The following is a 14,188-nucleotide window of genomic DNA, read 5'->3' on the forward strand; positions in this document are numbered from 1 at the left end:
ACGGCGATAACCGGTGTCTGTGGCAATATAGCTAAAATTTTTTTAACAGGAGTGACGAGCGTGCTTCAGCGGTTTTCAGCCAGTTTAGTGAAAAATGGTCCTAAAATTATTGGTTTACCGGCGAAGATTGCCCCGTTTACCTTGAAGAAGCCCCTCTTGCAGCAACTCTTAAACTGGCAATTTCGTCATGTTTTGGCTGAAGGTGAGTTAGACTTCCTTCAGGGACGCTTTTTAGGCATTGAGATCCTTGATATGCATCTCACCTGGATGACCACGCTAGAGGATGGCCGACTGAAGGTGTTGCAGCATGCCGAAGCAGATGTCTGGTTCCGGGGCAATGCCAATGATTTGTTGCTGGTAGCCGCGCGTAAAGCGGATCCTGATATGCTTTTCTTTCAGCGTCGATTGCTGATTGAAGGGGATACTGAACTGGGACTGGAGGTTAAGAACGTAATGGATGCAATAGAACTCGACACCATGCCCGTAGGGTTACGTACCGCCATTCAGCACATGGCTGCGATTGTGGAAACAACGATGCAACAGGACGCGAACGCCGCACAGGCACGCGCAGGTGTTTCATGTTAATACGAACGGAAATTGGCGTTGACGCCGCCGGAATCGATGCACTGCTCCGACGTTGTTTCCCTACATCGGCCGAGGCGGAACTGACACAGGCACTGCGCGAAGATGGCCTGTTAACGCTTGGCGTCGTGGCAACCGATGATGAAGGACAAGTGCTGGGTTATGCTGCCTTTAGTCCGGTCACGATGCAGGGCGAGGATCGCGGCTGGGTCGGCCTTGCGCCGCTGGCCGTTGATGAACCTTTACGGGGACAGGGCATTGCGAAACGCCTCATTTACGAAGGTCTGGATACGCTCAATGAGTTTGGTTACAGCGCGGTAGTCGTACTTGGCGAGCCTGCGCTGTTTCATCCGCTGGGATTTGAACCTGCGGCGCGCCGGGGATTGCACTGTCGCTGGCCGGACAGTGAAGCCGCTTTCCAGGTTTACCGTCTGGCCGATAATGCCTTCGACGACGCGGAAGGGCGCATTGAGTATGCAGCTCCCTTTAACGCACTGCGCTAAGCCAGGTTTCGAGACTCTGCGGTTGCTCGGCAACCAGTTGCAGTTTGCGTTGCCGGGGAAGTTGCTTGACCTGATATTCCAGCCTGGATGCCTGCGCGCGGTCACCTGCCGCGCAGGCATAAACCAGCGCCAGTGGGCCTTTTCCGCGCAGGGCCCGGGCTCCACGACCACACTCATGTTGCGCAAGGCGGCGCGTGACGTTGGTCGTGATGCCGGTATATAACAGACCGGCGGCCGTTTTTATCAGGTAAAGTTGCCAGTGCTGACTCATAATCTGTCCCAGAAATGCCTGCCCGGCAGTGTAACGCGCTTCCCTATCGTGCGCTATCCGTTGCCCTTATCCGGAGTTGATTGTGTCTGATCTTTCCCATCTTATTCGCTACCTGAAGAAGCAACATGTCCTGTCACTGTGCTGCAGTGCCGGAAATGAACTGTGGTGTGCAAACTGTTACTACGTGTTTGATGAGGCACGTATGGCATTCTGGTTGATGACGGAACCGGATACACGTCATGGCCTTCTGGCCAGCAAAAATCCTCACGTGGCCGGAACGATCAATGGTCAGCCGAAAACGGTCTTACTGATAAAAGGGGTGCAGTATCGTGGACGCATCAGGCAACTGCGTGAGGAGGAGGCGGTTGAAGCTCGCCATGCCTATCAGCGACGTTTCCCGATGTCACGCAGCGTGTCTGCACCGCTGTGGGAAATCACGCTCGATGAACTGAAAATGACCGATAACGCGCTGGGATTTGGCAAAAAGATTGCCTGGCTGCGGGAAGAGTAGTGCGCCCTGATCCCTGACGGAAAAGGGCGCCAACGCGTTACAGCGCTTCCAGAATGCGCAGGGACTCACGGTTAAAAGCAGGCAGGTCAGCCGGGGTGCGGCTGGTTACCAGCTTGTCACTGTCCACCACCACTTCTTCATCGCGGAAATCAGCCCCGGCATTAATCAGGTCGACCGCAATGGCTTTTACGCTGGTCATTTTTCGGCCGCGGACGCCATTGGCACTGATCAGCAACTGTGGCCCGTGGCAGATCGCAAACACCGGTTTGCCGCTTGCCACGAAGTCTTTGGTGAAAGCGACGAAGCGGTCGTCGCCGCGCAGGGCGTCAGGGGAATGGCCGCCAGGCAGCAGCAGCGCGTCAAACTCAGCCGCACTGACATCGTCGATGCTGCGGTCAATCTTCACTTCCGCATCACCCTGTTTGCCTTTAACGGTTTTACCCGCCTGCTCCTCAATGGTCACCACCTCGTAGCCAGCACGTTTATACACTTCCGCTGGCGAGGTAAACTCAGAGTCTTCAAATTCATCGGTGATCAATACCGCAATTTTGGTGCTCATCTTTACCCTCCTGTAGGCATGTTAGGCGCTTAATGCGCTATCCTGATACGCATTAAGCCTGGCTGCCGACATCAGGAAAGCAAGCCAGACGGCGCACATTGACCAGATTTTGCACGGCTGGTGATGAAACAGGGACAATTCTGAGATGAATCGCGTATTAGTGACCGGCGCAACCGGATTAGTCGGGTCATATCTGCTGCGTTTACTGGTTGATGATCCTCGCATCGATGAGATTATCGCCCCGACGCGCCGCGCGTTGCCTGTTATGAACAAGGTGATCAATCCGGTTGAGGACGATCTGACCGATGTGCTTCAACCCCTGGATGGGCCACTGACCACAGTATTTTGCTGTCTGGGCACCACGCGCAAACAGGCAGGCAGTAAAGCGGCCTTTATTCATGTGGATTACACGCTGGTGGTGGACACCGCCTTGAATGGCTTACGACTGGGTGCCACGCAGATGCTGGTGGTGAGTGCGCACGGCGCGCATCGCCATTCGCCCTTTTTATACAGCCGCGTAAAAGGTGAGATGGAGAATACGCTGCGCCACCAGAACTGGGCACGCCTGGTTTTCGTCCGGCCATCTTTATTGCTCGGTGAAAGAAAAGAGAAACGCCGCGGAGAAAGCCTGATGGCACCGTTGTTTTCCTGGTTGCCCGGCAACTGGCGTGCAGTGTCAGCACAGGATGTGGCCCGCTGTCTGCATCAGCAGGCCTTCATAGATAAAGCCGGCGTCACCCTCATTGAATCCGGGGCGATTCCCCGCTCTTCAGCGTAAATACCAGATGTGCTGATTACGACTGCCGCGCCATAAGAGGGTGGCGTCTTTTTCGGCCTCTTCAAAGCGCCCGTCGATCAGAACGTCAATCCAGGGCAGCACTTCACGCTGCGCGGACGTCAGTGACGCCATTTCATAGCCGGTCCATAGCCAGATATCTTTGCCCGGGCAGGTCTGTTTGACGCGTTTCACCAGACGACGAATATGCGGCACATTTTGTGGATGCAGGGGATCGCCGCCGCTTAACGATAAGCCCTGTCGTGGGATGCGCGTGTCGTTCAGATCGGCCAGCAGTTGTTCTTCCATCGCCAGGGTAAACGGCACCCCGGAATCCAGCCGCCAGGTGCGTTGATTGTAACAGCCGCGGCACTGGTGCTCGCAGCCAGAGACAAACAGGGTACAGCGGGTGCCGGGGCCGTTCACGATATCGACATCGTAGTAACGATGGATGCGCATCATTCCAGCTGGCCGCTAGTAAGATGTTTCACCCGACGCTGCACTTCCTGTTGTTTTCCCGCATTAAACGGGCGCGCGTCCGGACTGCCCAGATAGCCACAAACCCGCCGTGTGACCGAAACCCGTGCAGGATCGTGATTGCCGCAGTTCGGGCAGGTAAATCCGCGGCTGGTACAGGTGAACTCCCCGTTGAAGCCACAGTCGTAACATTCGTCAATTGGCGTGTTGGTGCCGTAGTAAGGCACGCGGTCGTAGCTGTAATCCCAGACGTCTTCCAGCGCCTTAAGGTTGTGCTGCACATTGGGATATTCGCCGTAACAGATAAAACCGCCATTGGAGAGTGGCGGATAGGGAGCTTCAAAATCGATTTTTTCGTAAGGATTCACCTTCTTCTCAACGTCCAGATGGAAGCTGTTGGTGTAATAACCTTTGTCGGTCACGCCTTTTACCACACCAAATTCAGCCGCATCCAGACGGCAGAAACGGTCACATAAGTTTTCGCTGGGGGTACTGTAGAGGCTAAAGCCATAGCCTGTTTCCGCTTTCCAGGCGTCGGTCGCCGCGCGCAGACGTGCCACGATGGCCACGCCTTTGGCGCGCAGGGCTGCATCATCAAAAGGATGGACTGAGGCGCCGCTCAGCGCATTCAGTGTTTCGTGCAAGCCGATGAAACCGAGAGACAAGGAGGCGCGGCCATTGCGGAAAATCGAACCCACCTCATCGTCTGCCTGCAAACGCACGCCGCAGGCACCTTCCATATAAAGAATGGGCGCAACCCGGGCTTTGGTTTTTTCCAGCCGGGCAACACGCGTCATCAATGCCCGTTTCGCCAGCATCAGCCTGTCATCCAGTAACGCCCAGAAACGCGCCTCATCACCCCGTGCTTCCAGCGCGATACGTGGCAGATTCAGACTGATGACGCCGATATTGTTGCGCCCTTCATGAATCTGCTCGCCATTTTCTTCGTAAACGCCCAGAAAACTGCGACAGCCCATCGGCGTTTTAAAGGAGCCGGTAACCTTAACGACCTGATCATAATTGAGAATATCGGGATACATTCGTTTGCTGGCACAGGCCAGCGCCAGTTGCTTAATGTCATAGTTCACATCGCCCGGACGACGGTTAACGCCTTCCCGAATCGCAAACACCAGCTTCGGGAAGACGGCCGTTTTGCGATTTTTACCCAGTCCTGCCAGACGGTTACGCAAGATGGATGTCTGCACCAGACGGGCGGCCCAGCTTGTCCCCAACCCGAACCCAAACGTGACAAACGGTGTCTGGCCATTTGCCGTATGCAGCGTGTTCACCTCATATTCCAGCGACTGAAAGGCGTCATAACACTCTTTTTCGGTACGCTGGCGGGCATAGGCTTCCGCCTGCGGGATATCCCAGTGCTGCGCTACCTCTTTATGCCGGACAAAACTTTTTTCAACATAGGGTGCCAGCACCTCGTCAATTCGATTCAGCGTGGTTCCGCCATAGATATGGCTGGCAACCTGGGCAATGATTTGCGCGGTCACCGCAGTGGCGGTAGCAATCGACCTGGGCGGCTCGATCTCCGCGTTACCCATTTTAAAACCGTTGGTCAGCATGCCTTTCAAATCGATCAGCATGCAGTTAAACATGGGGAAGAAAGGCGAGTAATCAAGATCGTGATAATGGATCTCGCCGCGCTCATGCGCCTGAACCACATCACGAGGCAGGATTTGCTGCTGGGCGTAATGTTTCGCCACAATCCCGGCCAGCAAATCGCGTTGGGTCGGGATCACTTTGCTGTCTTTATTGGCATTTTCATGAAGCAGGGCGGCATTGGTCTGATCGACCAGGCCACGGATGGCATGATGCAGCTGGCTGCGGCGTTCGCGCTCGACGTCACGATCGTGACGATAGGCAATATAAGCCCGTGCCAGTTGTGGATAAGGTCCGGCCATCAGCGTCTCTTCCACCGCACACTGAATATCCTGAATGTCGACGTCCTGACGATCCACCAGTTGTGCGCTAACCTGTCCGGCCACCGCGTCGCACCATGCGGCATCGTCGACGTTCGCTGCCCGCGCAGCCGCCATAACGGCCGCTGCGATACGTTGTGCATCAAAGCTTACGCGGCATCCGTCGCGCTTTATCACCACCGTTGCCATGCTCTCTCCGTTAACTACATATAGGTGTTGTTTTGGATTTTAGGCTCAACATGTAGTGACTGCAGAGAAATAATTCGTCTCGTTTTGACCTGAAACAAAGAAGCCGTAAACACGCGCAGAAAATCAGCACGACAAAAAAATCGCCCCGGGGTCGCCTTTTCGGACGGACTGATTTGATTAGCCACGCAAAATGACATTACTCTGGTGACCGACCTTTTTTGCCATCGACTTGCAGGGTACCGTGCCAATGTCGCTACGCCGAAATGTGCTTATCTGTTGTTGTGCTTTGTCCTTTTCTGCCGCAGCGGACACGTTGCCGTTAATGCCATGGCCACAGCAGGTAGAGCAACCTGCCAACGCAGGCTGGCTGACGTTGACGCCACAGCTCACCTTGCGCATCGAGGGGGACAGGTTACCCGGTGCCGAAACGCGCTGGTTGTCACGCATTGCCCGACAAACCGGCTGGCCTTTACTGCCCACCGATCAGACTGTGACCCCGCCTACGATTCGCGTTCAGATTGCCAGAGCCACCGATCCCATTCCGCAGCCAGACAGCGATGAAAGCTACCAGCTTAACGTCAACAGTGATGGCGTTCTGCTACGGGCCACTACCCGTTTTGGCGCGATGCGCGGCATGGAAACACTGCTGCAACTGATTGAAAACACGCCCGAAGGCACCCGCATTCCCTGGGTGACGATCCAGGATAAACCGCGCTTTGCGTGGCGCGGCATCCTGATCGACAGTGCCCGCCACTTCATGCCGGTCAGAACGATTAAGCGGCAGATTGATGGCATTGCGGCGGCACGGATGAACGTGCTGCACTGGCATCTGACGGACGATCAGGGCTGGCGTTTCGCCTCCAGCCGCTATCCTCAACTACAACAAAACGCCAGCGACGGCCTTTTCTATACCCAGGAAGAGATGCGCGACGTGGTGCAGTATGCGGCGGAACGTGGCGTGCGCGTAGTGCCGGAACTCGATTTTCCCGGACATGCCTCTGCGCTGGCAGTGGCGATGCCAGAACTGATCAGCGCCCCCGGTCCTTATCGGATGGAGCGCGGCTGGGGCGTCTTTAAGCCGCTGCTGGATCCCAGTAATGAGCAGGTTTACCAGGTCATTGATGCGCTAATCGGAGAAGTCGCCGCCATTTTTCCCGATCCGTATGTGCATATTGGCGGCGATGAGGTCGATCCCAGCCAGTGGCAGGCATCATCCCGCATTCAGCAATTTATGCACGATCGTGGTCTTGCCGACAGTCACGCGCTTCAGGCGTACTTTAATCAGCGCCTTGAAAAAATTCTCGAAAAACATCAACGACACATGGTGGGCTGGGATGAGATCGCCCATCCGGATCTGCCCCACAGCATTCTGATCCAGTCCTGGCAGGGCCAGGATGCGCTGGGTACCGTCGCCAAAAATGGCTATCGCGGCATTCTCTCCACCGGGTTCTATCTGGATCAGCCGCAACCGGCCAGCTATCACTATCGCAATGAAATCTATCCCCAGGGGCTTGAGGGCAAAGATGTCATTCAGCCGGGTGACCAGGCGCAGAGCTGGTCGTTCTCTATGCCGCGGTTAAAAGGCAGTCCGGTGACGGGCAGCTTTACGCTGATTAAAGGTCGTGACGGCTGGCGCGGGTTTATTGATTTCGCGGGTAAGTCGCGCCGTCTGGTGAAAGGGATTGCGTGGCTGGCACCCGATCGTCTGACGTTCGAGGTCGATACGTGGATGGGACCGTTCCAGCCCGTGGTGACGCTGACCGGTAACCAGCTCAGCGGGTATATGCGGGTGGGGAACGTACGCTACGCCACCGAAGGCCGACGCCTTGATGCCGTGCCAGCCGGTATTCAGCCGGTGCTGCCCGATGCGCGGCAGAAGCAGCAAAACCTGCTGGGCGGCGAGGCCGCGCTGTGGGCCGAAAACGTCAATAGCACGATCATTGATACTAAACTCTGGCCGCGCGCTTTTGTAGTGGCCGAACGGTTATGGTCAGCGCAGAACGTCACCGATCCAGACAGCATGTATCAACGGCTTGCGGCGATGGATCGCTGGACAACGATCTCCGTCGGCCTGCAACAGCACGATCAGACGGAACGACAGATGATGCGGCTGGCCAACAGTACCCATATCGAGCCGCTGCGCGTCCTGGCCCAGGCGCTGGAACCGGCACAGTACTATACGCGTCAGCATCTCAAGTTTCAGGCCGGGCATTACAACTACTTTGAACCGCTGAATCGCCTGGCGGACGTCTTACCGGCTGAAAGTGATACCGTCCGGGCGCTGGAGAAGCAGGTTGCCCTGCTGATTGAAGACCGGACCGATCCTGCCGCCGCGACGGCGATTCGTGCACAGTTACAACGCTGGCACGAAAATTATTCGCAGGTTCAGCCGCTACTGAATGCCACCCAGCCGCTCCATGCGCTGGCGGGCAGTGCCAGGCAGGTTGATGCACTAAGCGTGATGGGCATGGCGATGGTGGATGCCTATGTACGTAACCAGGCCTTTGGGGCGGGCGAGGTGGCGCAGATGCAGGCGAAGCTGGATGCAGCGGCACAGGTGCAGGATGAGACGGTCATTGCACTCGTACGGCCGCTTGAACGCCTCCTCCATGCTTTCAAATAAGCTGGCGACCTGCGCGCAGCAGGCGCATTGTTTGCGGTTCGCTATCACGGTCACTGACAACAGTAAGCTCCCGGGGATGACTCATCTTGCCGCCTTCCTGCAGCGCGAAGGCCCGGCTTATTTCGCAGAACAGACAGAGAGAGAAAAGATGCAAAAAATGGTGAGTATCATCCTGCACCATCAACATATGCCGCGGCAAAGGTCGCGGCAAGGCAGGAACTCAGGACGAGGTGGCCGGGCCGCTGACCGAGTGGCGGCGGACTAACGTCGGGCTGAACATATTGGTCACTTCAGGAACGGGCTGGTGGTGAGCCAGCGCCAGCGCCAGTTCGGCGGCTTGCTGCGCCATAGTGACGATGGGATAACGCACCGTCGTCAGGCGCGGGCGAACGTAGCGGGAAACCAGCACGTCATCAAAACCGATCAGGGACATCGCTTCGGGAACCTGTACGCCATTATCGCTTAAGACCGCCAGCGCCCCGGCAGCCATGGAGTCGTTATAGCAGGCTACGGCAGTAAAGTTTCTGCCGCGTCCCAGTAATTCCGTCATCGCCTGCTCGCCGCCGACTTCATCCGGTTCGCCCCAGGCGACCAGCCTGTCGTTACAGGGCAGGCCGTGCTCTTCCAGGGCATCGTAATAGCCCTGCAGGCGGTCTTCCGCATCCGAAATGGTGTGAGTGGAACAGATAAACGCGATATTTTGATGGCCCAGTTGAATCAGATGGCGCGTGGCCAGCCAGGCACCGTAGCGGTCATCAAGCGCAATACAGCGTTGTTCAAACCCCTTTAGCAGGCGATTCACTAATACCATGCCGGGCATCTGCTTCATCAACACTTCCAGCTCGCTGTCGGGGATTTTCTTGGCGTGAACCACCAGCGCCGCGCAGCGATGACGCATCAGTTGTTCGATAGCCTGACGCTCTTTTTGCTCATTATGGTAACCGTTACCAATCAGCAAAAAGTTGCCTGTCTGGCCTGCCACTTCATCTACCGCTTTCACCATCGCGCCAAAGAACGGGTCGGATACATCGCCCACCACCAGCCCCAGGGTTTCGGTTGACTGCTGTGCCAGCGCCCGTGCATTGGCGTTTGGATGGTACTGGAGCGATTCCATGGCCTGATTCACCGCCTGGCGCGAACTGTCACTGGCCTTAGGCGAATTGTTGATCACGCGGGAAACCGTGGCGACAGAAACACCCGCCAGCCGGGCAACATCCTTAATAGTAGCCATGGGTTTACCTGATTTTGGGGAAACGTTTACACATCGCTCCAGTGTTACGGAAAAGCGTACGCACATCAAGCCAACAGAATGCCAGCAAGGTCGCAAACAGGGCAAAATCAGACGATGGGTGATGCCTTCTGCTACGGTCACAGCCCGTGATATGCTGCTTATCCCAACACCTGCCGAAGCGATGACCATGAAAATAAAAGTGCCACATCTGGCGCACTGGGGCGCCTTTACCGCGGTAAGCGAAAACGACCGTCTCATCGGTTGCGAACCTTTTTTTGCCGACGCCGATCCGTCGCCCATGCTCAACACCATTCCTGAACTGGTCTACTCGGATAAACGCATCCGCCAACCTATGGTGCGGCGTTCGTGGTTAACCTCCCGCGAGAACAGCGATCGCACCTTGCGTGGACGTGAAGATTTTGTCGCCGTTGACTGGGATACGGCGCTGGATCTGGTGGCTGAGGAAAATCGCCGCATTCGTGAACGCTACGGTGCCTCCGGCATTTTTAATGGCTCTTACGGCTGGTCATCGGCAGGGCGCGTCAACCATGCGCGCACGCTGGTACGGCGTTTCTATTTTCAGGGCGGCGGCGGGGTCGATCAGCAAGGCAACTACAGCTGGGGCGCAGCGCAGTTTTTCCTCCCTTATGTTATGGGCACCTACATGCCGCTCACCGGGCGCGTCACCGACTGGCCGCAGGTGGTGGAACACGCCGAGATTTTTATCGCCTTTGGCGGACTGGCGCTAAAAAATGCTCAGGTGGCTTCCGGCGGCGCAGGTCAGCACAGCCTGAAACCGGCGCTGGAACAGCTGGCCGCGAAAGGCACGCCCGTCATCAACATCAGCCCCATGCGCGACGACTGCCCTGAATTTGTTCGCGCGGACTGGATCCCGATCCGGCCAAATACCGATGTGGCGCTGATGCTGGCGCTCGGGTATGAAATTTATCAGCGCGGTGCGACCGACGAGGATTTCCTTGCCCGTCACTGCACCGGCTGGCCGCAGCTGCGTGCTTATCTGCTGGGCGAAAGCGATGGCATCGCCAAAACGGCGGGATGGGCGAGCCGGATCACCGCGGTCCCGGCGGAGCGCATTGTGCAACTGGCGCAGCAACTGATCGGCAAACGCAGTTTTATCACCTGCTCCTACTCTGTCCAGCGTGCTCATCGCGGCGAACAGCCCTACTGGATGATGATCGCGTTGTCCTCCATGCTCGGACAGCCAGGCCTGCCGGGCGCGGGCTTCTCATTTGGTCACGGCTCCATGAACAGCGTGGGCAATCCGCGCCAGGAAGGGCCCGCGCCGATGATGAGTACCGGGCCCAATCCGTCTGGCCTCTCTATTCCCGTGGCGCGCATCAGTGACATGTTGCTTAACCCCGGCCAGCCCTATAGCTTCCAGGGCGAAACCCTGCACTACCCGGACATTCACATGGTGCACTGGGCGGGCGGCAACCCGTTCCACCATCATCAGCAGTTGAACCGGCTGGTGGAAGGCTGGCAAAAGCCGGATACCGTCGTGGTGCAGGATATCGTCTGGACACCGGCTGCACAGATGGCCGATATCGTACTGCCGGCAACCACCACGCTGGAGCGCAATGATATCGGGGGCTCGTCGCGCGATCGCTTTGTGCTGGCGATGCATCAGGCGATTAAACCCCAGCATCAGGCACGTAACGACTTTGATATCTTTGCGGATCTGGCCGAGCGACTGGGCTATCGGGATACCTTCACGGAAGGGCGCAACGAGATGCAGTGGATTGCGCATCTTTACCAACAATGCGCCGTCGCCTATGGTCGTCGCGGCATTGCTTTCCCCGAATTTGAGGCGTTCTGGCAGCGCGGCTTCGTTGAAATCCCCGAAGGCGGTAAACCCTACGTCTTTATGGCGGACTTCCGCGCCGATCCCCTCGCGCATCCGATCCAGACCGCCAGCGGCAAAATTGAGCTGTTCTGCCAGACCATTGCGGATTATCAGCTGGAGGATATGGCCGGTCACCCGGAATGGCGTGAGCCGCGGGAATGGCTGGGAGCGCCGGCAAGTCAGGACTATCCACTGCATATGATCTCCATTCAGCCCTCGGATCGCTTGCACAGTCAGCTGGATGCCACCGCCACCGTGCAGGGCAATAAAACCGCCGGCCATGAAACGCTGTACATGCATCCTGAGGATGCGAACGCGCGCGGCATTGTCGATGGTGACGAGATTGAAGTCAGCAATGCGCGCGGCAGGATTCTGGCTGGGGTGCGTTTAACCGACGGCCTGAAGCAGGGCGTGGTGATCATCTCTACCGGTGCCTGGTTTGATCCCGGCTTTGGCAACGCCTGGCAGCCGTTTGATCGGGCGGGCAATCCGAATGTCTTAACGCTGGATATCGGCACCTCGTCACTGACCCAGGGGCCGAACGCCATGAGTTGCCTCGTGGACATCAAAAAACATGTCGTTTGCACAAATACGTAAGGATCACACGGCTGGTTACATTTTGCAGGTAACTGTTGCGTTTCTGTCGTGGCAGAACGGGATCGCCGCTTGCTACAGTCAGGATCCCAGAGGTATTGATGGGTGAACATCAACTGATTTTTTTGATTACACCAACCTGCGTAGATACGCAGGTTTTTTTTGCCCCGAGGAAAACGATCAATAACGAACTGATACACAGTTTTCCTGTGTTTTCACCCGCGCTTTGATTATAACTGCTGGATTGACCTCTTTTTTTTAAGCGCAGCGGATTGCTATGCCCCGGATAAAAAAATTACTGGGTAAAGACCAGATAAAAGCCCCGTTTAACCCGTTTCGTTTTCGCCTGATTTGTCTGGGCGTATTTGCCTGCATGGTCGTTTTGCTGGCGCGCGTGGCCGATTTGCAGTTCCTGAATCAGCCGATGCTGGAGCATGAGGCGGATCAGCGCTCCCTGCGCACCGTGACGCTGCCCACCAGCCGGGGCACCTTACTGGATCGCAATGGTGAGGCACTGGCACTCAGCGTGCCCTCGCGTGACGTGATCGCCGATCCGCAGCGCGTACTGGAAAGTAACCCCGACTTTACCAGCGCCAAATGGGCCTATCTGGCGGCGGCGCTGGGCATGCGGCCCGAAGAGGTCGCGTCACAGATCACTGCGAATCCTAAACGTCGTTTTCTCTATCTGGGACGTAAAGTGGAGCTGGGGATCGCCAAAGACATCAAAGATCTCAAGCTGAAGGGCATCAGTGAGGTCTATGACGACAGCCGCTTCTATCCGATGAGTGAAGCCTCGGCACCGCTTATCGGCATCGTCGGTGCTGACAATACCGGTCTGAACGGCCTGGAAAAAGGCTTCGATAAAGTGCTGCAGGGTCAGCCGGGCAAAGAAGTGTATCGCCAGGATGCGGCCGGCAATATCATTTCGATGATTAGCTATCAGCCGCCGACGCAGCCGCCGACGGTACAGCTCAGCATTGATAAATTCAGCCAGTACACGCTGTACAGCAAACTGCGTGACGGTGTGTTGCTCAACAAGGCCGACTCCGGTGCGGCGGTGCTGGTCAAAATTGATACCGGCGAGATTCTGGCGATGGCCTCTTATCCGTCGTTCAACCCCAACAACTACCAGGGTGCCACACCGGCACAGATGCGCAATACCGCCATCAACGACAGTTATGAACCGGGTTCGACAGTGAAACCGCTGGTAGTGATGGAAGGGCTGGAGCGCCACCTGGTGCGACCGGATTCTGTACTGGATACCACGCCTTACCGCGTGAACGGCCACCTGATCCGTGACGTCGGGCACTGGCCGCGTCTGACGATGACCGGCATCCTGCAAAAATCGAGCGACATCGGCGTCTCGCATATTGCCCTGGCAATGCCTGCGGAAGCCCTGGTGAACACCTACTATGCCTTTGGCCTCGGTAAACCCACCGGACTGGGCTTAACCGGCGAAAGCGTCGGCTACTTCCCGCTGCACCGCACGCGCTGGGCCGATATCGAACGCGCGACCTTCTCCTTCGGCTATGGTTTACGCGTGACGCCGCTACAGATTGCCCGGGAATATGCCACGCTGGGTTCCTATGGGGTTTATCGTCCGCTGTCGATCACCAAGGTCACGCCACCCGTGCTGGGCAAGCAGGTGGCCAATCCTGAAACGGTGAAAGAAGTGGTGCACATGCTGGAAAGTGACGTCTTACCGGGCGGGACCGGGGTGAAGGCGGCGGTACCCGGCTATCGTCTGGCTACCAAAACCGGGACAGCGGAGAAAATGGGCAGCAGCGGTAAATATGACGGCGGCTATGTGAACTACACCGCTGGTATTGCTCCCGCCAGCCATCCTGAAGTGGCGCTGGTCGTCATGATTAACCACCCGACCGCTGGCGATCACTTTGGTGGCTCCGTGGCCGCGCCGGTATTCGGCAACATCATGGGGCCGGTGCTGAAGCACATGAATATCGCCCCCGATGCTATCTACAGTAAGCCTGTGGATAACGGTTCAGATAAATCCTAATCAAATCAAACTGTAAGCGAGGTGTGGATGTTTTTACACCTCGTTTCATTTCGGCGAATTC

Annotated in this window: 12 protein-coding genes; 7 read left to right on the forward strand and 5 right to left on the reverse strand. The window is 56.8% G+C overall.

What is annotated here, in order from left to right:
* Window positions 1-60 precede the first annotated feature (60 nt).
* Together C1N64_RS05210 and C1N64_RS05215 are read left to right on the forward strand one after the other, a co-directional pair.
* On the forward strand, window positions 61-585 hold the full coding sequence (locus tag C1N64_RS05210) for a ubiquinone anaerobic biosynthesis accessory factor UbiT (protein ID WP_006121773.1): 525 nt from the start codon (window positions 61-63) through the stop codon (window positions 583-585).
* A complete protein-coding gene (locus C1N64_RS05215; protein ID WP_033739203.1) occupies window positions 579-1,085 on the forward strand; it encodes a GNAT family N-acetyltransferase in 507 nt (168 codons plus the stop codon). Before C1N64_RS05210 ends, C1N64_RS05215 begins: the two co-directional genes overlap by 7 nt.
* Here C1N64_RS05215 and C1N64_RS05220 read toward each other — a convergent pair.
* Window positions 1,069-1,356 (reverse strand): GIY-YIG nuclease family protein, encoded by a 288-nt coding sequence (locus C1N64_RS05220; RefSeq protein WP_054634596.1) that lies wholly within the window; start codon window positions 1,354-1,356, stop codon window positions 1,069-1,071. The two genes, C1N64_RS05215 and C1N64_RS05220, sit on opposite strands and share 17 nt — an antisense overlap.
* An 82-nt stretch (window positions 1,357-1,438) precedes the next feature.
* Here C1N64_RS05220 and C1N64_RS05225 point away from each other — a divergent pair, with 82 nt between their 5' ends.
* Window positions 1,439-1,867: a YhbP family protein gene (locus tag C1N64_RS05225; RefSeq protein WP_033739205.1), complete on the forward strand. Its 429-nt coding sequence runs from the start codon at window positions 1,439-1,441 to the stop codon at window positions 1,865-1,867.
* A gap of 37 nt (window positions 1,868-1,904) precedes the next feature.
* On the opposite strand, the gene C1N64_RS05230 is transcribed toward C1N64_RS05225, so the two are convergent.
* The gene (locus tag C1N64_RS05230) at window positions 1,905-2,426 is read right to left on the reverse strand and encodes a type 1 glutamine amidotransferase domain-containing protein (protein WP_006121777.1); all 522 of its coding nucleotides are present in this window, start codon (window positions 2,424-2,426) and stop codon (window positions 1,905-1,907) included.
* A gap of 145 nt (window positions 2,427-2,571) precedes the next feature.
* Here C1N64_RS05230 and C1N64_RS05235 point away from each other — a divergent pair, with 145 nt between their 5' ends.
* A complete protein-coding gene (locus C1N64_RS05235) occupies window positions 2,572-3,204 on the forward strand; it encodes an NAD-dependent epimerase/dehydratase family protein (RefSeq protein ID WP_054634594.1) in 633 nt (210 codons plus the stop codon).
* On the opposite strand, the gene nrdG is transcribed toward C1N64_RS05235, so the two are convergent.
* Both nrdG and nrdD read right to left on the reverse strand, forming a co-directional pair.
* Window positions 3,196-3,663 carry an anaerobic ribonucleoside-triphosphate reductase-activating protein gene (gene nrdG / locus C1N64_RS05240; protein WP_033739209.1) on the reverse strand — a complete coding sequence of 156 codons (468 nt, stop codon included), beginning with the start codon at window positions 3,661-3,663 and terminating at the stop codon, window positions 3,196-3,198. The two genes, C1N64_RS05235 and nrdG, sit on opposite strands and share 9 nt — an antisense overlap.
* On the reverse strand, window positions 3,660-5,798 hold the full coding sequence (gene nrdD / locus C1N64_RS05245; RefSeq protein ID WP_394515298.1) for an anaerobic ribonucleoside-triphosphate reductase: 2,139 nt from the start codon (window positions 5,796-5,798) through the stop codon (window positions 3,660-3,662). Before nrdD ends, nrdG begins: the two co-directional genes overlap by 4 nt.
* 247 nt (window positions 5,799-6,045) lie before the next feature.
* On the opposite strand from nrdD, the gene C1N64_RS05250 reads away from it, so the two are divergent.
* On the forward strand, window positions 6,046-8,421 hold the full coding sequence (locus C1N64_RS05250) for a beta-N-acetylhexosaminidase (RefSeq protein WP_394515300.1): 2,376 nt from the start codon (window positions 6,046-6,048) through the stop codon (window positions 8,419-8,421).
* 220 nt (window positions 8,422-8,641) lie between these two features.
* On the opposite strand, the gene galR is transcribed toward C1N64_RS05250, so the two are convergent.
* Entirely contained in the window at window positions 8,642-9,652 is a 1,011-nt protein-coding gene (gene galR, locus C1N64_RS05255; RefSeq protein WP_039338882.1) for an HTH-type transcriptional regulator GalR, read from the reverse strand.
* A 187-nt stretch (window positions 9,653-9,839) separates the two neighbouring features.
* Between galR and C1N64_RS05260 the strand changes: the two genes are divergently transcribed.
* Entirely contained in the window at window positions 9,840-12,113 is a 2,274-nt protein-coding gene (locus C1N64_RS05260) for a molybdopterin guanine dinucleotide-containing S/N-oxide reductase (RefSeq protein ID WP_367144041.1), read from the forward strand.
* 274 nt (window positions 12,114-12,387) lie between these two features.
* Complete coding sequence (locus tag C1N64_RS05265) at window positions 12,388-14,127, forward strand: penicillin-binding transpeptidase domain-containing protein (protein ID WP_033739213.1); 1,740 nt, start codon at window positions 12,388-12,390, stop codon at window positions 14,125-14,127.
* The last annotated feature ends 61 nt before the right edge of the window (window positions 14,128-14,188 follow it).

This window comes from Pantoea sp. SGAir0215 (genome assembly GCF_043543215.1).

Bases quoted from the DNA above. Each gene is read 5' to 3' on its own strand.
- nrdG (WP_033739209.1), bottom strand. From the start codon at position 3,663: ATGATGCGCATCCATCGTTACTACGATGTCGATATCGTGAACGGCCCC.
- C1N64_RS05250 (WP_394515300.1), top strand. From the start codon at position 6,046: ATGTCGCTACGCCGAAATGTGCTTATCTGTTGTTGTGCTTTGTCCTTT.
- galR (WP_039338882.1), bottom strand. From the start codon at position 9,652: ATGGCTACTATTAAGGATGTTGCCCGGCTGGCGGGTGTTTCTGTCGCC.
- C1N64_RS05265 (WP_033739213.1), top strand. From the start codon at position 12,388: ATGCCCCGGATAAAAAAATTACTGGGTAAAGACCAGATAAAAGCCCCG.
- C1N64_RS05220 (WP_054634596.1), bottom strand. From the start codon at position 1,356: ATGAGTCAGCACTGGCAACTTTACCTGATAAAAACGGCCGCCGGTCTG.
- C1N64_RS05230 (WP_006121777.1), bottom strand. From the start codon at position 2,426: ATGAGCACCAAAATTGCGGTATTGATCACCGATGAATTTGAAGACTCT.
- C1N64_RS05260 (WP_367144041.1), top strand. From the start codon at position 9,840: ATGAAAATAAAAGTGCCACATCTGGCGCACTGGGGCGCCTTTACCGCG.
- C1N64_RS05235 (WP_054634594.1), top strand. From the start codon at position 2,572: ATGAATCGCGTATTAGTGACCGGCGCAACCGGATTAGTCGGGTCATAT.
- nrdD (WP_394515298.1), bottom strand. From the start codon at position 5,798: ATGGCAACGGTGGTGATAAAGCGCGACGGATGCCGCGTAAGCTTTGAT.
- C1N64_RS05215 (WP_033739203.1), top strand. From the start codon at position 579: ATGTTAATACGAACGGAAATTGGCGTTGACGCCGCCGGAATCGATGCA.